This is a genomic window from Bradyrhizobium sp. JR3.5 (assembly GCF_054057015.1).
In genome coordinates this window covers 3,890,455-3,907,756 of the sequence record NZ_JBSRYV010000002.1, presented here as the reverse complement: position 1 = coordinate 3,907,756, position 17,302 = coordinate 3,890,455, and the positions used below count along the sequence as shown (strand labels likewise).

17 protein-coding genes and 2 pseudogenes are annotated in these 17,302 nt (G+C 61.1%); 9 read left to right on the top strand and 10 right to left on the bottom strand.

What is annotated here, in order from left to right; translation table 11 throughout:
* Positions 1-382: 382 nt before the first annotated feature.
* Complete coding sequence (locus tag ACVWW1_RS35540; protein WP_176533826.1) at positions 383-1,582, top strand: OpgC domain-containing protein; 1,200 nt, start codon at positions 383-385, stop codon at positions 1,580-1,582.
* A gap of 21 nt (positions 1,583-1,603) precedes the next feature.
* Here the strand turns inward: ACVWW1_RS35540 and ACVWW1_RS35535 are convergent, their stop codons facing one another.
* Positions 1,604-1,987 carry a hypothetical protein gene (locus ACVWW1_RS35535; RefSeq protein ID WP_456659098.1) on the bottom strand — a complete coding sequence of 128 codons (384 nt, stop codon included), beginning with the start codon at positions 1,985-1,987 and terminating at the stop codon, positions 1,604-1,606.
* An 81-nt stretch (positions 1,988-2,068) separates the two neighbouring features.
* On the opposite strand from ACVWW1_RS35535, the gene ACVWW1_RS35530 reads away from it, so the two are divergent.
* The 3 genes from ACVWW1_RS35530 to ACVWW1_RS35520 all read left to right on the top strand — a co-directional run bounded on the left by ACVWW1_RS35530 (position 2,069) and on the right by ACVWW1_RS35520 (position 5,320).
* The gene (locus tag ACVWW1_RS35530) at positions 2,069-3,325 is read left to right on the top strand and encodes a hypothetical protein (RefSeq protein WP_456659097.1); all 1,257 of its coding nucleotides are present in this window, start codon (positions 2,069-2,071) and stop codon (positions 3,323-3,325) included.
* Positions 3,322-4,512: an OpgC domain-containing protein gene (locus tag ACVWW1_RS35525; RefSeq protein WP_456659096.1), complete on the top strand. Its 1,191-nt coding sequence runs from the start codon at positions 3,322-3,324 to the stop codon at positions 4,510-4,512. The genes ACVWW1_RS35530 and ACVWW1_RS35525 overlap by 4 nt, the downstream gene beginning before the upstream one ends.
* Positions 4,513-4,786: 274 nt before the next feature.
* Positions 4,787-5,320 carry a hypothetical protein gene (locus tag ACVWW1_RS35520; RefSeq protein WP_456659095.1) on the top strand — a complete coding sequence of 178 codons (534 nt, stop codon included), beginning with the start codon at positions 4,787-4,789 and terminating at the stop codon, positions 5,318-5,320.
* A gap of 228 nt (positions 5,321-5,548) precedes the next feature.
* On the opposite strand, the gene ACVWW1_RS35515 is transcribed toward ACVWW1_RS35520, so the two are convergent.
* The 8 genes from ACVWW1_RS35515 to ACVWW1_RS35480 form a co-directional block, all read right to left on the bottom strand.
* The gene (locus ACVWW1_RS35515) at positions 5,549-7,153 is read right to left on the bottom strand and encodes an arylsulfatase (RefSeq protein WP_456660755.1); all 1,605 of its coding nucleotides are present in this window, start codon (positions 7,151-7,153) and stop codon (positions 5,549-5,551) included.
* 214 nt (positions 7,154-7,367) lie between these two features.
* Positions 7,368-8,150 carry a bestrophin-like domain gene (locus ACVWW1_RS35510; RefSeq protein ID WP_456659094.1) on the bottom strand — a complete coding sequence of 261 codons (783 nt, stop codon included), beginning with the start codon at positions 8,148-8,150 and terminating at the stop codon, positions 7,368-7,370.
* Between the two features lie 150 nt (positions 8,151-8,300).
* Positions 8,301-8,513 carry a hypothetical protein gene (locus tag ACVWW1_RS35505; protein WP_456659093.1) on the bottom strand — a complete coding sequence of 71 codons (213 nt, stop codon included), beginning with the start codon at positions 8,511-8,513 and terminating at the stop codon, positions 8,301-8,303.
* 74 nt (positions 8,514-8,587) lie between these two features.
* Positions 8,588-9,907 carry a TAXI family TRAP transporter solute-binding subunit gene (locus ACVWW1_RS35500; RefSeq protein WP_456659092.1) on the bottom strand — a complete coding sequence of 440 codons (1,320 nt, stop codon included), beginning with the start codon at positions 9,905-9,907 and terminating at the stop codon, positions 8,588-8,590.
* 64 nt (positions 9,908-9,971) lie between these two features.
* Entirely contained in the window at positions 9,972-10,319 is a 348-nt protein-coding gene (locus ACVWW1_RS35495; protein ID WP_456659091.1) for a hypothetical protein, read from the bottom strand.
* A gap of 134 nt (positions 10,320-10,453) precedes the next feature.
* Complete coding sequence (locus ACVWW1_RS35490) at positions 10,454-10,798, bottom strand: putative quinol monooxygenase (RefSeq protein ID WP_456659090.1); 345 nt, start codon at positions 10,796-10,798, stop codon at positions 10,454-10,456.
* Between the two features lie 110 nt (positions 10,799-10,908).
* The gene (locus ACVWW1_RS35485) at positions 10,909-11,352 is read right to left on the bottom strand and encodes an AAA-type ATPase lid domain-containing protein (protein ID WP_456659089.1); all 444 of its coding nucleotides are present in this window, start codon (positions 11,350-11,352) and stop codon (positions 10,909-10,911) included.
* A 26-nt stretch (positions 11,353-11,378) separates the two neighbouring features.
* Positions 11,379-12,563, bottom strand: a complete 1,185-nt coding sequence (locus ACVWW1_RS35480; RefSeq protein ID WP_456659088.1) for a sigma-54-dependent Fis family transcriptional regulator — start codon at positions 12,561-12,563, stop codon at positions 11,379-11,381.
* Between the two features lie 344 nt (positions 12,564-12,907).
* Here ACVWW1_RS35480 and ACVWW1_RS35475 point away from each other — a divergent pair, with 344 nt between their 5' ends.
* Positions 12,908-13,072: a hypothetical protein gene (locus ACVWW1_RS35475; protein ID WP_456659087.1), complete on the top strand. Its 165-nt coding sequence runs from the start codon at positions 12,908-12,910 to the stop codon at positions 13,070-13,072.
* Between the two features lie 45 nt (positions 13,073-13,117).
* Here ACVWW1_RS35475 and ACVWW1_RS35470 read toward each other — a convergent pair whose 3' ends face one another.
* The gene (locus ACVWW1_RS35470; RefSeq protein ID WP_456659086.1) at positions 13,118-13,333 is read right to left on the bottom strand and encodes a hypothetical protein; all 216 of its coding nucleotides are present in this window, start codon (positions 13,331-13,333) and stop codon (positions 13,118-13,120) included.
* A gap of 251 nt (positions 13,334-13,584) precedes the next feature.
* Between ACVWW1_RS35470 and ACVWW1_RS35465 the strand changes: the two are divergent.
* From ACVWW1_RS35465 to ACVWW1_RS35450, 4 genes and pseudogenes are all read left to right on the top strand, one after another.
* A pseudogene (locus ACVWW1_RS35465) lies at positions 13,585-14,040 on the top strand (MarR family winged helix-turn-helix transcriptional regulator); the annotation flags it as partial.
* 110 nt (positions 14,041-14,150) lie between these two features.
* Positions 14,151-16,203 (top strand): annotated as a pseudogene (locus ACVWW1_RS35460) (FUSC family protein).
* The gene (locus tag ACVWW1_RS35455) at positions 16,200-16,406 is read left to right on the top strand and encodes a DUF1656 domain-containing protein (RefSeq protein WP_456659085.1); all 207 of its coding nucleotides are present in this window, start codon (positions 16,200-16,202) and stop codon (positions 16,404-16,406) included. Before ACVWW1_RS35460 ends, ACVWW1_RS35455 begins: the two are co-directional and overlap by 4 nt.
* Positions 16,403-17,269, top strand: a complete 867-nt coding sequence (locus tag ACVWW1_RS35450; RefSeq protein WP_456659084.1) for an efflux RND transporter periplasmic adaptor subunit — start codon at positions 16,403-16,405, stop codon at positions 17,267-17,269. The genes ACVWW1_RS35455 and ACVWW1_RS35450 overlap by 4 nt, the downstream gene beginning before the upstream one ends.
* The last annotated feature ends 33 nt before the right edge of the window (positions 17,270-17,302 follow it).

Sequence of the window (17,302 nt, the reverse complement as noted above, 5' to 3'; positions counted from 1 at the left end):
GGCGCTATGTTGAAGAAGGGACAGGGACTATCGGACTGAGCAGAGCGTCCGAACGTCGGGCCCCGGACTATGGGGCGGTTTCGCCAGCGCCGCCGGCTCCCCCGCCGGCCGCTGCGTCGCCGCGATCTCCCGGCAGATGGTGAGCCGATTTCGCGATGCACACACTCTTCTATTGGACACCGACATTGACGCATGCGAACCTCCTGTCGGACTCCGGCATTTCGGAGAAGCTACGGCATTTCGTAGTCGCTTGCTGGCGCCGGCGATCCGCATCTGTACTTAACATGATGATATTGCGAACATCTTATCGATACCGCGGAGCCGCCTCAGCATTGGCCTGCTTCTTGCGAACAATACCCAACACGACGATTGGAGCGCCCTAATGCTCAACCAGGACACAGCTTCTCTCTCGCACCGCGTGGAGCGCGATCTGCGGCTCGATCTGTTCCGCGGAATTGGGCTGTGGATGATCTTCCTCGATCACATTCCGGATGACGTCGTCGCCTGGTTGACCCTGAAGAATTATGGCTTCAGCGATGCCGCCGAATTCTTCGTGTTTATTTCCGGCTATCTGGCCGGCTTCATCTACGGCCCGATCATACGCGGCGGCCAATTTATCGCCGCCACCAAGCGGCTGCTGACGCGCGTTTGGCAAATGTACGTTGCGCACATCATGCTGTTCCTGCTCTTCACGGCGCAGATTTCCCGCACGGTCCGAAAATTCGACAACCCGATGTACACGGATGAATTCAATGTTCACACTTTTCTCGAGCATCCCGACATCCTGATCGGACAGGCACTCACGCTGCGCTACAAGCCGGTCGATCTTGACGTGCTGCCGCTCTATATATCGCTGGTCGCGATTTCTCCGCTGGTCCTGTGGTGCATGGTGCGTCGCCCAAACTGGACCCTGCTTGGCTCGATCCTCGTGTACATTGGGGCGCGGGTATTCGACTGGAATCTCTCTTCCTACCCACCCGGGACACACTGGTACTTCAATCCATTCGCCTGGCAACTGATGTTCTTTTTCGCAGCATGGTGCGGCGTAGGAGGCGTCGCCAAACTGGAGGGATTGATTTACTCCCGCGCAGCGCAGGCAGTTGCGATTGCCTGGATGGCCTTTGCGCTTCTGATCGTCATGACCTGGCACAGCCCGTTCCTGGAATCGCTGATTCCCAGATGGATGATCAAGGCGATCTATCCGATCGACAAGACCGATCTCGATATGTTGCGCTTCACGCATTTTCTCGCTTTGGCCCTGTTGGTCGTCCGATATTTTCCGCGCAAATCGGAGATACTTGCCTCCAAATGGCTGCGTCCGATAATCCTGTGCGGTCAGCATTCGCTCCCGACTTTCTGCTTCGGCGTATTCCTGTCCTTTGCCGCGCATTGGATTCTGGTTCAGCACGCCCAAGGTGGCTTGCGTGCGCTGTGGATGCAACTGCTTGTCAGCGTCGGTGGCATCCTGATCATGATCGGGCTCGCATGGCTTCTGGATCGGGCGCAGAAGGTCCCCGACCTGTTCGTCGACGTCACCGAGATCGAGGAAGGCAGACCGGCGGTCGAAGCCGGGAAAGCGTGATTTCGTGCTGATATCCAGCGACTATGCCACTGTCACAAGGCGATGGACGAGATAATCGAAACGAAAGTCACCGCTGCCCCTCTTCTCGATCGCAAGGACAAGACATTGTCCTGGAAAACGGCAACGCGGTGGATCAGCCGTTCCGACATCCACGATGTCGCGACCATTGTCCTCATTGCCGGGCTCGTCGCCCTCGCGCTTGGCACCTTCCGGGATTATGCGATCTCCAACGACGAGGCCATTCAACATCACTACGGCGAATTGATCGTTGCCTATTATGCCAGCGGCTTCAAAGACCAGGGCCTCTTCAGCTTCGACAACCTGTATCTCTACGGCGGCCTTTTCGACGTCGTCGCTGTTGTCCTGAGCCACCTGGTTCCGATCGATCCCTACGATCTGCGCCATGTTCTGTGTGTGCTGATCGGCGTCGGCGGGATCGGAGCGGCTGCGGCAACGGCGCGCCTGATCGCCGGACCGCGGGCGGCCTTGATCACCGCGATCACGCTGAGCACCTGCGGTGCGTGGTACGGCCCGATGTTCAATCACACCAAGGACATTCCCTTCGCCGCCGCAATGATGGGAGCGTCATTCTTCGTGATCCGCATCGCCCGGTCACTTCCATCGCCGCGCGCCCTCGACATAGCGGCGCTGGGCCTGCTGACGGGAGCCGCGCTCGGCGTACGCGTTCTCGGCCTGCTGCTGATCATCTACGCCGGCATGGCCATTATGCTTTACCTGCCCGGCGCGCAGCCCGGCCGCAGCCGGACTGGATGGAGGTTCGTCACCTGGTCATCGTTCCGATTGCTGCCGGCGCTGCTGCTTGCCTATGTCGTGATGATCCTGGCCTGGCCTTGGGCAGGGCTGGCTCCCTTCAATCCGATACGCGGCCTCGTTGAGTTCTCCGAGTTTCAGTACCCCATCCGCACCGTTCTCGCCGGCCAAGTCTATGATATGGCGAACGTGCCGCGACTTTACGTACCGATCTACATGCTGGTCCGCACGCCCCTGCTCACGCTCTTCGGCGCCGCGTTTGCGATCCTGTTCGCCATACTGCCTGTGACTGCTCCCGGCGCGAGGCGACGGCACCGCAAGGATATCGCTTTGCTATTCCTGATGGTGACCTTTCCGCTGGCGTGTCAGGCGGCCTTGCACGGGCCGGCGTTTACCGGATTGCGTCATTTCCTGTTCGTCATTCCGCCGCTGGCAATCCTTGCGGGAATCGGACTCGATTCAGCGCTGATCGCGTTGGCGAAACGGGGTCGCCTAGTTTCCAACAGCGGGTTCGCGGTCGTGAGCGCATGTCTCATCTGGAACGCCGTGACACTGGTCCGGCTACATCCGTATGAATACCTGTTCTACAATTCCATAGTCGGAGGTCTCGAGGGAGCTTCTCGGCGCTATGATCTGGACTATTGGTTTGGCAGCATGCCCGAGGCGCTCGGCCAGCTCGAAAACTTTCTCCGTGCCACACCCGAAGGTGCGAGCCGGCCATGGCGGATCTATTCAGTTGCGGTTTGCGGCGAACGTCATTCGTTCGAAAAGACCGTGACGCTTCCACAACTCCACTGGGATTTCAGGTCCACGTGGGAGCAATCGGACTTCTTCCTCGCCCCGACCCACATGAATTGCGACGCGGATCTCGACGGCAAGGTCATCGGCACCGTCGAGCGTCTTGGCGTGACCATCGCCTATATCAAGGATCGTCGGGCGCTGATCCGACCGTCCGAAACGGCTACCCGGTGAGCGCCGTGGCGTACCAGCCTCACGAGACGGCCGTCCCTAAGCCAGCCGTTTCGCTGACCTCGAGCGGCGCGCGCGAACTGCGCCTCGATCTGTTTCGCGGCTTGGCGCTCTGGCTGATCTTCATCGATCACGTATCGCCCGATCTCCTGGCCTGGTTCACGATCCGAAGTTACGGATTCAGCGATGCTGCCGAGATTTTCATTTTTATCTCCGGCTATACGGCGGCCCTGGTTCACGGCCGAGCGATGCTGGAAGCAGGGTTTGTGATTGCGACTGCGCGCATTCTGCGAAGGGTCTGGCAGATCTATGCCGCGCACGTGCTTCTGTTCGCTTTCCTGGTGGCAGAGGTCTCCTACATTGCCATCAGCCTCAATAGGCCGTTCTACGCCGAGGAAATGACGATCACGGATTTTCTGAATCAGCCCGGTATCGCCATGGTCCAGGCGCTGCTGCTGAGATACCGGCCACTGAATATGGACGTGTTGCCACTCTATATCGTGCTCATGGCCGGACTGCCGTTGGTCCTGCCAATGATAAGGTTGGCCGCCAATGTCACGTTGGCGATATCAGTCGCTCTTTACGCCGTTACTCTGCGATACGACCTGCATCTGACGACCTATCCGAATGGCTTCTGGTCGTTTAACCCCTTTGCCTGGCAATTGTTGTTCGTCCTCGGAGCCTGGTGTGCGCTGGGCGGCGCCAGACGACTGGCACGATTTCTGTCCTCGCCAATCACGCTGTCGGTTTCGTTCCTCTACCTCCTCGCGGCATTTTTTGTCACGCTGACGTGGTACTTCCCCCAGCTGAAGTACCTGATTCCGCACCAACTTGAGCTGTGGATCTATCCCATCGATAAGACTGATCTGGACGTCCTCAGGCTCGGTCACTTCCTGGCCCTGGCGATCATCGCTATCCGCTTTGTCCCGGCGGGATGGCCCGGCCTGCAATCGCGTTGGCTGTGGCCGATGATTCTGTGCGGGCAGAATTCACTGGAGATTTTCTGCCTCGGCGTGGCGCTATCGTTCACCGGCTACTTCATTCTGACGGAGATTTCCGCCGGCCTCGTTCTTCACGTCCTGGCCGGCCTGTGCGGAATCTCGATAATGTCCGCCGCAGCTTGGGTGCTGTCGTGGTACAAAGCCTTCGTCGACAAGCGAAGCATGAAAGGGAGATGTACGCGACCGTAGTCGAAGCCTTGCGGGACGAACGAAAGCATTGCTGGACTGGGCTTGGCCGCTATCCAGGGGAGGGCTTGTCGACAGTCTGAGGAAGTTGCGCCGGCGGCCGCGCGATCGTACCGCCGGGCGGCCAGAGCCTTGCCCTTCGGCTGCGAGGCGCCGTCCGGAAGACGACGGATTTCGCTCAGGTGCCCCTTCGCGGGTCACTCGTCCGCGCAATACCTCGCGCAATGCGGTCCTGAAATGTTGAACAAGCGGCAGGTCGCTTATGATCTCAAAGTAGATGCAACAACGGTCCGAACCAAAAAGAACTATTTATGCCGGTATCGAGAACCAGCAGTGCGTTTTACCAATTCAAAACGGACGTGACCGGCATCTCGTCCTTACGTCGCTCGCATTTCCATCGCCATCGCGGTGCTATCCGGCATCATCACCTTCCTCAACCCCCAATAAGCGGGAAGCCGCCTACCTCGCAGCAGCCCATGCCTTCGACCACCTCAACAACGAGACCCGTGTGTTTTGGTCTGTGGATTGTTGGCTGGAGAAGTCCGAAGTCGTCCTCACCGCAAGCCTTCGTGACCTCATCGAGCGCAAAGCGGCCCTCAACACCAAGAGCCCACGGATACCATCGCGGGCTCACAAGAGAGCAAAGGTTGGCATCGCCGCCTGTGAGGCAGAGTTTAAGGTCGATAAGCTCAATCAAACATCAGCGCCGCAGGCCATTCCTTCTTCGGTGCAACCAGAGCCATTGCCTGCGCCCGCACCTACCGCTTTGCCGGCCACGGATTCCGCTTTCGCCGGTAAGCCGGCAGGTTGAAGAGCATCTTTTCCTGTTTGAAGAACGAGCACGGCCCGTGCGATCGACTGTAGCACCCAGCGATAGCGGGAACGCAGAACGAACTCCCCGCAGAGCGGTTGCAAGGTCGTGCCGCCTCCTAGGAAGTGTCCCTTTCGACTCATCCGCTTCCCCGCCTGTTTCCGCTGACGACAGACCCGACAACTTCTCCTATGGCGATGAATCCTTTGCCTTGTTTGGGCGGCTTTGCTATTTCCCGCCGCCGCTGGCGCCTCGCTCCACCATTTGAAGCGCCTTTTCGATGCTCAACGATCCGCTCACCTGGCTCGGCGGATATTCTCTGAACGTCTGGAGGAATCCACCAACCAGAGTAACGGCGGGGACCATCGTCCAGAGCTTGTCGCCCCACCAGCGGGCATACATCATCGACTGGTCTTGATAACGTTCCCACGGATCCTGCCGCAGGTTGGTTACGAGAGGAACGTTGGTCGATTCCTCCGTGCCGGTGAAAAGATTGCCCTTGATGGTCTTGAAGCTGAGCTTCCAATCGGCATACCGCAGCGCCGTGAGGTCGCCATTATCCGTGAAGTAGAAGAATTCCTTGCGCGGCCCCTCGGCGACGTCGCCTTTCAAGAACGGCAGGAAATTGTAACCGTCGAGATGGGTCTTGAAGGTCTTGTCGCCCACCTTCATGCTCGTCAAAAGCTTTTCTTTCACGTCGGGTTCACCGACCGCGGCCAGGAAGGTCGGCAGGAAGTCCTCGCCCGCAATGATGTCGTTGACGATACGACCTGCCTTGATCGTGCCGGGCCACTTTGCGAGCATTGGGACGCGAAAGCCGCCTTCAAAGGTCGTTCCCTTCTCGCCCCGGAACGGAGAGTTGCCGCCGTCCGGCCAGGAGAAGGTCTCGGCGCCATTGTCGCTGGTAAAGACGACGATGGTGTTATCCGCGATACCGAGATCGTCCAGCTTCTTGAGGATGGAGCCTACTTCCGCGTCCAACTCCATCATGGCGTCAGCATACATGCCGTAGCCGCTCTTATTCTGCCATTTCGGTGCGAGATGGGTCCATACGTGGGTGCGCGTAGAGTTGTGCCAGAGGAAGAACGGTTTGTTCGCCTTCGCCGAACGGTCGATGAAATCGACCGACCGGCGAACCAGTTCGTCATCGACGTCCTCCATGTTGAACTTGGCCTTGGGGTCCATGTTCGGGTGCGGCGGAAGCGGGCCGGCGTCCACAATCACCTGCTTGCCGACTCTCCCCCAGCGTGGATCGACGGTCGGATCATCCACCGTGGTCGCCTTGGCGTCTATGATGTTGCGGGGGCCAAAACTAGCGTGGAATTTTGCAGTCTTCGGATAATCGGGGTCGTACGGTTCTTCCATCGCGTTGAGGTAGTAGAGGATGCCATAGAATTCATCGAAGCCATGGACCGTGGGTAGGTATTCGTTCCGGTCACCAAGGTGGTTCTTGCCGATCTGCGCCGTTGCATATCCGTACGGCTTGAGCAGTTCGGCGATCGTTGGGTCCTTGTCCTGCACGCCCTGCTTGGCAGCCGGCATCCCCACTTTCAACAGGCCGGTGCGGAACGGCGTCTGGCCGAGGATGAATGCGGCCCGTCCGGCCGTGCAGGACTGCTGAGCGTAGTAGTCAGTGAAAAGCGCGCCCTCCTTGGCGATGCGATCGATGTTGGGCGTGCTTCCGCCCATCATCCCGCGATGATAGGCGCTGACATTCCAGATACCGACGTCGTCGCCCATGATGACGACGATGTTCGGCCGCTGTTGCGGGGGCTGTGCTTGCGCGGTTGCCGGCCCGCACAAAGCGACCGACATCAGCGCCGTCGCCCCCATGAGCGCAGCGCTCAAACTCGTGTGCCAGCTGGCGCACGTTTGTCGCAGACCGTTTCGGTTCGTATGCGGCATTTCGCTGGGTATGCTACAGGCCATGGACTTACTCTCCCTTGATCGAACTCTTCACGCTTCCCGCTTGACGCACCGAAACAACACGAGACAGTCGTTCGCAGTTAGGCGGTGTCGATAGACCCATTGCTCGTTGTTCCTTTCCCTACTGCGAGACAACAGGACTAACGCTCGCTATAGGCGCGAGGGCGTTTCGTAGCGGTGCACTTGAGATCTGCATTATTCCGGCAAACGGCTGGCCTAACTCAAGGATCAGGTAGATTGCTCCTGCGGCCGAAAGCCCAAATATGAATAAGGACCCGACCACAATGGCGTTGGGTCGCGCGAACAGGCTGAAGCTCGCAAAGATGATGGTGAGCCAGAAAATCAACACCACCAGGAATGGCATCGGAATCGAATTGTCCGTCTGCGTGAACAGCAGCAAGCGCGTTTGCGCGATATCTGTGCTGGTCTGTATTGCCCGTGCTTGCAGGGAGCGCTGTGAATCGTTCTGCGGCGAAAGCTCCTGAAGCTTCGTGTAGACTGCGTCATTTGCAGCGCTCGCTTCGAACGGGGCTGTCTTGGCGACTTCAGAACCGTTCTCACGCCACATTCGGTCGGCCAGGACCACGACGCCCCGCCGCATCAGATTGCGCACCACACCTGTTTCCGGCCCATACTGCGCCAGAAAATGGTCGAGCAGAACGATATTGGCTGTCATCTGTTTGATTTCAGTGCTCTGCAGATCGTAAGAACTCTTCGCCGAGCCGATCAGCAGGCCAAGGACAAGTGCAGCTATCGTTCCGATGAGACCGGTGCCCAGTCTCACCACATCCTTGGCATCCGAGCTCAGATGACGCTCGGGCAAGATGTTGCGGAGGATTATGCCAAGAAGGACACCGCCTGCGATGCATACAAGCGCGATGCAGGATAGCGCGATTGCACTCATGATTTCACCACGGTCGGATTACAAGAAACCTTCAGGCTGTCGGGCATCGGTTGACTCCGCGGATTGCCCAGACGACTACGGATCGTCCGTTCGCGTCGCATGGGCCCAGGATGCTGCGCTTATCGGGTGGCATCCTTTTGCGCTGGATTGTCAATACGCCCTGCGGCGGACGGCGGCTCCGCCCGGGGCCACAACAACAGCGCGAGCAGGCCGAACTGCGGGTGCTGCGACGACGGCTGCCCCACCGGCGGCGACGCAGCCGGCGCGAACCACGCCGCGAGCACATACCACGGCGCTCGCGTCCATGGTGCTCAAGACGACAAAGCTTCCCGCCAGCAGCGTAGGAATAATCAGGCGTTTCATGACTGCTCTCCTTCGGTTGTGAGCGGACGGCTGGTCGAACGCTTCCGCATATTCAGCGGCTTCACGTGGGTCGCTTAGGCCACCGAAGCAATTATCGGTCTCTTCGCCAGCACAGTCCGTCGATCGTGGATCAGGCCCTCCAGCCGATGGGCCACCACATTCAACGTAGCGGCATCGACCGCGTTCTCGTCCCCTGCAGCGGATCTGGCGCGTTCCTTCCCGAGAATGTCGTCGATTTCTTCCTCGATTCCCGATAGTTCCGCTTCTGTAAGAACCTTCCTGATCCTGCGCCCCAGCGCGTAGAGAGAATCCAGGGGGATTTCGCTCTTCTGGCTGCCGAGCCCAAGAAATTTCCAGGCCGCTGCAAGCAACGTGGCGGCACCGCCCAGCACCATCGGCGTCAGGTAGATCCAGTTGCCGTACTCATCCATGAAGCTTTGCTGGGTGCTGTTGTAGACGGCCGCAGCCCCGCGGTGCAGCGGAAGGTAGGCGTCCTGATCGGTGCCGGGCGCGGTGATCTGCGCGAAAATGGGTTCTTCGTGCATGAGGTCCCTGCGGACGCTCATGATCGTCTGCGTCAGCGTTGCGATCAGATCCGAACCAAGCGCCTTGCCGGCGACCAGGTACAGATTGGTCCTCAACGTGGTCACGTCGTCGTCGGGGACCGGCGGAGCTCCACGCAGCGTGCCCTTGGGAATGTCGAAGCTTTCATACGCGCGGTCGGACTCCGCGATGGCACCCGCGGACTCGATCGGGATCAGTGTCGGCAATGCCTTGGGACCCTGCTGAAAGATGTCCCGCACTAGCGACAGATATTTTCCGGTCAGAGGGATCACGATCAGCAGCGCGCTTACCTCCTTGGATTGAATGGCACGGCGGGCATCAGGTAGCGCGATGTCCTTGAACACCTTCGCCCGGTCGAGCCCGTATTCCTTGCTCAGCACGTCCACGATCTTGGCGTTCGCTTCCCCTCCGAGCACGCCAACGCGGTGGCCTTTCAGTTTTTCCATCCTGTCGATGGCCGAACCCGGCGGGGCGACGACGAGTGCGGCCACGTGGCTCATGACGACCACGGCCTGCGCCTTTGACAGGTCGCCGACGTCGCCGCGTACCACCGCCAGATCCACCTTGCTCTCCGAAAAGGCCTTGGCGGCTCCGACAGCCGTGCCACTGTCCACGACGTTCAGCCGCACCGGCGCGCTGGTCGAAGCGAGGCGGCTGGCGATGGCCGACATCGCCTTCGCGGCCTCGCCGTCGATCGAGCCCACCGCCACGCTCAGCGTCACCGGACGGGTATAGTAGCGGTAAGCTTCGAGGCTCGCGCCGGCCGCAAGACCGACAACGCCAACGAGCAGGACAAAACGGATCCAGATTGGCAGTTTTGCCGATTTCATCGTCTTGCTCCAATTGGACGGCCCGTGACCAGACGATCTAGGCCCGATAAGAGGTGGTCGCCGATCAGTTCTTGGGAAGCTTTCGCTGCAACTGCTGGTCCTCAATGCATGTCAGCAAATCAACGTAGCTTGGCGGGGTCACGTCAGCGTCAGCCTTATTGCCAATTGCTTCGCTAGTGCACGTGACGCGGTCAGCGTTCGCAAATCCCAACCATTGCGTCTCCAGCTTGTCCTTTGCATGTTGTTCGTCGTCCATGCATCGCTTTATCGTTGCGTCCATGCCGGCCTTGGGATCGAACGCCGAAGCGCTGTCGACCTTGCAGCCTCGAGCAATATCGAATTTGGGAGGCTGGTCAGCCACGGCGATGACCAGTTGCGACGTAAGAGCGATCATCGAAAACTGCACAAGCATCAGGTTTCTCCTCGCTAAACTCTCAGCACGGTGCGCGGCGGCTTACCTAAGGCAAAGACTCGCAATACCGCCGACGACGGCCAAAGCGGCACCCAACCGTTGTTTTCGTACCGGTCATTCGCTGGTCCTTTCAATCACTGCGTGCCTGAGGTGAAGCTGCGGCACAGCGCTAAAACGTCTATACCCTCCGTCCGCTCGACCGTGTCGAGGCGCACAACGGGTGCCTCGTGGCAGAGTTCGATTGCCGAAACGATCGCATTCAGCTTGGCGTCGTCGAGATTGTGCTCGAACTGCGCGCGCGACTCCCATTCTTCGATCAACAACAAGATCCCGCCTCTAGCGAGATCCGAATAAAGGCGGGCATCCAGACAGCCAGGCGCGACCCTCGTCGATCCAAGCATGGCGCCGAGCGCCCGCAGCAGATCCGTTTGCCTTTCGTCCGGAGCCACGATTTGCAGCGAGAACACGATCACGCTCATGTCTTTCTGGGCCGGTCTGCAAGGACGGTTGTCCTCCTGCATCGCAAGAAGCGGGCCAACGGTGGTATGCTGCGCGTCAAATGGAAAGATGAGTAGGTGCAGTGGGGTACCTAAACTGCGCTGCGGATCCGATGCAACCGACGTGCTCCAGCTCTCCGAGATTTCGGAGAATCTCCGAAACTTCGGAGGTCAACGCCTCGGTGCGAGCCCGAGTCTTTGATGCGGGATTCGAGCGTCGTTGGCTTCATCTTGAGAAGCGCGGCGGCGCCATTTGCGCCGCGAATCCGCCAGTTGCACTGCTCGACCGCCTGCCGGATGATCGTAAGCTCGGCCTCGTCGAGCGAGCCGGCCGTTATCTTTACGGCAACCGGTCTCAGCGTCGCGTTGCTGAGCTTGATGTACAGCTTGGGACCGTGAGAAAGAATCATCGCACGCTCGATGACGTTTCGCAGTTCGCGGATATTGCCCGGCCAGTGATAGTCCCGGAGCGCGCTCATCGACTCTTCCACGATTTCCTCGATCGGTTTGCCCATCGAGTTGCCGAACTCCTTCACGAACGTCCCACGTTAGAAACGGAATGTCATCCCGCCGCTCGCGCAACGGAGGCACCTCGATGGGAAATACGTTGAGCCGGTAGAACAGATCCTCCCGGAATTTTTTCTTCCTTCACGGCCTGTTCGAGAGAGCGGTTGGTCGCTGCGATTACACGCGCGTCGACCTTAATGGTTTTGCTACCACCGAGTCGTTCGAACTCGCCCTCCTGCAGCACGCGGAGCAGTTTTGGCTGCAGCTCCAGCGGTAGCTCGCCGACTTCATCCAGAAAAATCGTCGACCCGTCGGCAATTTCGAAACGACCTGCCTGCCGTGCCAAAGCGCCGGTGAATGCGCCCTTTTCCCGGCCGAACAGTTCCGATTCGATCAGGCTCGCCGGCAGCGCCGCGCAATTGACCTTGACCATCGTGCGCCCCCTTTGGGCGCTTGCATCGTGGATCGCCTGCGCCAGGACTTCCTTTCCGCTTCCGGTCTCGCCGAGAAGCAGTACCGTCGAACTGGTTTGCGCAACCTGTTTGATTTCCTCGACCACCGACAGAAAGCGCGGCGAGCGGCTCGTCAGGCCTTGCGGGAGCCTGACCTGCACGGCTTGCTTGAGATAGGAATTCTCCCGCTCAAGGCGGTCTTTCAGGAGCCCGATCTCCACCATAGCGGCCAACAGCTTTTCGTGCTCCCGCTTCCGCGCGATGGCATGCGCGAATACCTCACCGACGAGCTTGACCCGTGCAATCAAATCGTCCGGCCAGTTGCGCGTTTCTCTGAAGGCCGAGAACGCAATGGCTCCGACAACTCGGCCGCCAACACGCAGCGGGATGCTTAGATGTGAGCGGAGACCCGTGCGCTGGACATATTCGGCCTCGCCCACCGCTTCCGGTGGAAGATCTTCGGCCGGATCCCGAATGATAAGTGTCTCTCCGGCGCGAAACTTGGCGATAAACCACCCAAGCCTGGCGGGAAGCGGACCCGGCGGCGTAGCATCGATCCCCTCTAGGGCGGTCGAAGAGAGGACCGCGAGCGAGCCGTCGTCCTTAAATTCGGCAAAGGTGCTGCGGTCGAATCCGAGAAATTGTTGGAGAGCGGCCTGCGCTATCTGGACTTCCGCTTCGACCCGATCGACGGGCACGTTGGCCATTCGCGCCGAAAGGTCGACGAGCATTCGCTCGAATGCCAACAGCTCTTCGACCGATGGACTGCCGGACGCGGCACTCGGCATTGTCGCCGATCCAGACCGGCCTGTGTCCGTGTTACTCTGCACTGTAGCCATAGGCACTCCCTGCACTTGGCAAGGCTGCAATACGAACTTGAACTTATCGGTGCTGAAGGCGAATAACGGTTATGCGCAATACTGGTAGCGTCAATTAATTTCGCAGAGCCTACTCCAACGCAGTTGCGAAACATTCGAAATCGGCGCGATTGGGTCGGGGGTGTCGAGCGTGACCCTGCCCGCGAAGCAACTCCCTGTTCGCACCCAAGGCTCCAGAACTGTCATCCCAGATCCCGAGAGTTGAAATCGCAGCCAAAATCGCTCCCGCCCGCGGCCGTGCGCAACCCGCCCTGATGGCAGGGCTGGGGCTGCAGCGCTGGCTCGTATTCCGGCACCACGTCTTCGCGATGGCGTTGACACGCGTTCCTGAAGTGAACGACGCCGTTGTGCGTGGTGATATCTATGTCGGCGGCCTCGCCGGCGAGGAGTGGAGCCGGTTGATGCACGACTTCGGTTGAGAGCGGGCAGCGCGCTGCGTCAGTGCAGGCACAACCGCGGTTGGGCTATGTCGGCCGCTTGGTAAGGGCCGCCTCCTCCTCCTCCTCACGCCCAGGAACGCTGACGTGAACTTCATGCCCCAGCCTGATCGCCAGCGACGCGGCGGCCGCCGCCGACTCGAAGGCAGCTTCCTTGGTCGCGTATCCGGCATTGAGATTGCCGTCATGCAGGACGCCCCATTCCTCGCCAGTTGCGATCACCGCGTATTGAGCCAGTCCCATCGTCTCCTCCTTGCGCAAGCAGTACTGTGCGTCGACGCGCCTTCGAGAGAAGCCTCAACATTGGCTTCGGAGCGAGGTTCCTAACTCTCCGCGTTCCCGCGCGATCGGTGCTGGCTCAGTCGCATCCGGATCGCCTTCCGGTCAACCGTACGGAGATAATGACGCCCCATGCGCGATCGCATTTGCGTGATCATCAGCAATGTTCGAAGCAATATTATTGCACCTAATAGTTTGTATCCTATCTAATTTGCATGCCTCCTTCGCAGTCCCATATCCACGCCGAGATCGGCCGCCTGATCACCAGGCTTGGGCGGATCTGGCGGCGCGAGTCGGATCAAGCGCTGTCCGATCACGGCCTGTCCTACGCGACGGCGATTCCGCTGCTGGTGCTGTCGCGGCAGGGCGAGAACGTCCGCCAGGGCGTGCTCGCCGACGAGCTGGGGATCGAGGGGCCTTCGCTGGTGCGGCTGATCGATCTGCTGCAGTCCGAAGGCCTGGTCGAGCGTCGCGAGGACCCGACCGATCGGCGCGCCAAGACACTGCATCTGACCGCGGCCGGCGAAGCCAAGGTCGAGGAGACCAACCGGGTGCTGCGCCGCGTGCGGGCCAGCGTGCTGAAGGATATCGGCAGCGAGGAACTTGCGGTAACCTTCGAGACGCTGCAGCGCATCGAGGCGCGGGCGAGCCGCCTGCAAGACGCCAAGAGCGCTGCAGCCAAGACCGCTCTAGCCAAGACCGCTCTAGCCAAGACCGCTACAGCCAAGACCGCTACAGCCAAGACCGCTACAGCCAAGACCGCTGCAGAGGCGAAATAGTCATGCGCGCGGAAGAGCCGTTCCTGGTCCGCCACGCGGACCTCATCTTCGCGTTGAAGACATTCGCCGCGTCGATGCTGGCGCTTGTCGTCGCATTGGCGATCGATCTGCCACGGCCTTATTGGGCGATGGCGACGGTCTATATCACGTCGCAGCCGCTGGCGGGCGCGACCAGCTCGAAGGCGTTCTTCCGCGTGATCGGCACCCTGGTCGGCGCGAGCATGACGGTCGCCCTGGTGCCGAACCTGATCAATGCGCCGGAGCTGCTGTGCCTCGCGATCGCGCTCTGGGTCGGACTGTGCCTTTATCTGTCGCTGCTCGACGGCACGCCGCGCAGCTATGTCTTCATGCTGGGCGGATATACCGTTGCACTGATCGGCTTTCCGTCGGTCGCCGACCCGGGCGGCATCTTCGATGTCGCGCTGGCGCGGGTCGAGGAGATCTCGCTCGGCATCATCTGTGCGAGCCTGGTGTCGACCGTGGTGTTCCCGCGCAGCGTTGCGCCGGCGGTCGGCGGCCGCATCAGGAGCTGGCTGTCGGATGCCCGCCGTCTGTCGCGCGACGTGCTGCTTGATCACGGGACCAGCGAGACCCGCCGGGCCCAACGCCTCCGCCTTGCGACCGACATCGTCGAGATCGATACGCTGGCGACCCATGTCGCCTATGACCGGCTGGCCGATGCCGGCACCGCGCGCGGCCTCGGCGAGGTCCGGCTGCGCATGCTGATGCTGTTGCCGATCATCACGTCGATCGAAGACCGGCTCGCCGCGCTCGGCGAAGCGGCGCTGCAAAGGCAGCCGGAGCTGCGGCGCCTGATCGGCGATCTCGCCGCATGGATCGTGGACGAGGATCGCCAGCGGCAATCCGGCAACGAGATCCGCGCTGCGATCGCCGAGCGGCAATCTAGCCTCGACGGCCTCGCGCCGCGCGAGCGCATCATCACGATCAGCCTGCTGCTCCGGCTCCGCGAGCTCGTCGACATCTCGGCCGACTGCCGCGCAATCGGCGATGCGATTGCCGCAGGCCGGGATATCTCCACCGTCACGCTGGCGTTCCACCCGGAATCGGGCGCCGCGCCGGTCCGTCATCGCGACCACGGCATGGCGCTCTGGTCGGCCGCGGGGGCGGCAGTCGCCATCCTGATCTGCTGCGGGCTGTGGATTGCGACCGGCTGGGCCGATGGCGCCTCGGCGCCGATGATGGCGGCGGTCGCCTGCTCCTTCTTCGCCGCGCAGGACGAGCCGGCGCGCAGCATCCGGGCCTTCGGCCTGTTTTCGCTGGTCGCGATCGTCGTCGTCGCGATCTATCAGTTCGCGCTGGTGCCGGGCATCTCCCATGTCGAGGTTCTGATCGCCGCGCTGGCGCCGACCTTCCTGCTGTACGGCTTCCTGATCGCGCGGCCCAAAACCGCGCCGATCGGCATGGCGCTCGCCGCCAACACCGCGACGCTGCTGGCGCTGCAATCGACCTACAGCGCGGATTTTGCCAGTTTTGCCAACACGTCCGTCGCCTTCTTCCTCGGCGTCGTCATCGCCGAGATCGTGACGCGGGTCGCGCGCGGCGTCGGCGCCGAATGGATCGCCAAACGGCTGATGACGTCGGGCTGGCAGACGCTCGCGGTCGCGGCGGAGCGGCGCGGCCACGGCGATCGCGCGCAATTTGCCGGCCTGATGCTGCATCGGCTCGGCCTGTTGGTGCAGCGCATCGCCTTTCATCTCCGAGAGCGACCGCCGCGATGCCGACAGCCTGGTCCAGCTGCGCATCGGGCTCAACATCATCGACCTCAGGCGGGCCCGTTACGGCCTCGCCGCATCGACCGTGCGTGCCATCGACGACATGCTGGACGACCTCGCGGCGGTGTTTCGCGCCCATGCGGACGAGGCAATGCCGGCCGCATTGCTGTCATGCATCGATGCGGCGCTGACCGCGGTCGTCAAGGATCCCAATGAGCGCGCGCGTGACGATGCATTGCTCGGCCTCGTCGGCATCCGCCGCGGCCTGTTTCCCGATGCACCTGCGTATCGATCGCAGCCCGAGGAGAGTTTTGCTGCATGAGATATGAGCTCGACATCTACGGTGTCCTGGTTCCGGCGCTGCTGCTGTGGCTGATCGTTGCCTATGCGCTGAGCGCCGGGATCAGCCGGATCATGCACCGCTTCGGGCTCTACCGGCTGGTCTGGCACCGCGCGCTGTTCAATTTCGCCCTGTACGTATGCCTGCTGGGCATCGTCGTCTATCTTTCGGAGTTTCTGCCATGAAAGGGAATTTCGCCTGGCTCGGCCGGGTTGCACTGACCGCGATCGCGCTTGTCGCCGCGCTCGCCGTCGGCCGCGCGCTCTGGGTCTACTACATGGAGTCGCCATGGACTCGTGACGGCAGGGTCCGCGCCGATGTGGTTCAGGTTGCTCCCGACGTCTCCGGCTTCGTCACCGACGTGCTGGTCAAGGACAATCAGCAAGTGCATCGCGGCGATATCCTGTTCCGGATCGATCGCGCACGCTTTGCCCTGGCATTGCAGCAGGCCGACGCTGCGGTCGCCGGCCATCGCGCGACGATGGATCAGGCCGACGCCGACCTCAAGCGCTACAGCGCGCTGACCACCGATGCGGTGTCGCAGCAGAAGCAGGAGCAGGTCCTGGCCACCCAGCTTCAGGCCAAGGCCGCCTATGACCAGTCGGTCGCCGATCGCGCTGTGGCGCAGCTCAACCTCGATCGCAGCGAGGTCCACGCGTCGGTGAACGGCACCATTACCAATATGGACCTGCGGCCCGGAGCCTACGTCACCGCGGGCAAGGGCGTGATGGCGCTGGTCGACACCGATACGCTGCATGTCGAGGGCTATTTCGAGGAGACCAAGCTCGCTCGCATACGCGTCGGCGACAAGGCAGAGGTCCGGCTGATGGGCGAGCCGGTTCGGCTCACCGGACATGTCGAGAGCATCGCGGCCGGCATCGCGGACCGCGATCGCACGGACGGCGCGAACCTGCTCGCAAACGTCAATCCGACCTTCAGCTGGGTCCGGCTCGCCCAACGCGTCCCGGTACGCATCGCACTGGATCATCTGCCGGATCGCATCGCACTGGTCGCCGGCCGTTCGGCGACGGTCGAGATCATCGACTAGCGACGGCATCAAGCCGGCCACCGTCCTTGCGGT

Bases quoted from the DNA above. Each gene is read 5' to 3' on its own strand.
- ACVWW1_RS35540 (WP_176533826.1), top strand. From the start codon at position 383: ATGCTCAACCAGGACACAGCTTCTCTCTCGCACCGCGTGGAGCGCGAT.
- ACVWW1_RS35535 (WP_456659098.1), bottom strand. From the start codon at position 1,987: ATGGCGCAGATCGTAGGGATCGATCGGAACCAGGTGGCTCAGGACAAC.
- ACVWW1_RS35520 (WP_456659095.1), top strand. From the start codon at position 4,787: ATGCAACAACGGTCCGAACCAAAAAGAACTATTTATGCCGGTATCGAG.
- ACVWW1_RS35515 (WP_456660755.1), bottom strand. From the start codon at position 7,153: ATGGGGGCGACGGCGCTGATGTCGGTCGCTTTGTGCGGGCCGGCAACC.
- ACVWW1_RS35510 (WP_456659094.1), bottom strand. From the start codon at position 8,150: ATGAGTGCAATCGCGCTATCCTGCATCGCGCTTGTATGCATCGCAGGC.
- ACVWW1_RS35505 (WP_456659093.1), bottom strand. From the start codon at position 8,513: ATGAAACGCCTGATTATTCCTACGCTGCTGGCGGGAAGCTTTGTCGTC.
- ACVWW1_RS35500 (WP_456659092.1), bottom strand. From the start codon at position 9,907: ATGAAATCGGCAAAACTGCCAATCTGGATCCGTTTTGTCCTGCTCGTT.
- ACVWW1_RS35495 (WP_456659091.1), bottom strand. From the start codon at position 10,319: ATGCTTGTGCAGTTTTCGATGATCGCTCTTACGTCGCAACTGGTCATC.
- ACVWW1_RS35490 (WP_456659090.1), bottom strand. From the start codon at position 10,798: ATGAGCGTGATCGTGTTCTCGCTGCAAATCGTGGCTCCGGACGAAAGG.
- ACVWW1_RS35480 (WP_456659088.1), bottom strand. From the start codon at position 12,563: ATGCCGAGTGCCGCGTCCGGCAGTCCATCGGTCGAAGAGCTGTTGGCA.
- ACVWW1_RS35475 (WP_456659087.1), top strand. From the start codon at position 12,908: ATGGCAGGGCTGGGGCTGCAGCGCTGGCTCGTATTCCGGCACCACGTC.
- ACVWW1_RS35470 (WP_456659086.1), bottom strand. From the start codon at position 13,333: ATGGGACTGGCTCAATACGCGGTGATCGCAACTGGCGAGGAATGGGGC.
- ACVWW1_RS35455 (WP_456659085.1), top strand. From the start codon at position 16,200: ATGAGATATGAGCTCGACATCTACGGTGTCCTGGTTCCGGCGCTGCTG.
- ACVWW1_RS35450 (WP_456659084.1), top strand. From the start codon at position 16,403: ATGAAAGGGAATTTCGCCTGGCTCGGCCGGGTTGCACTGACCGCGATC.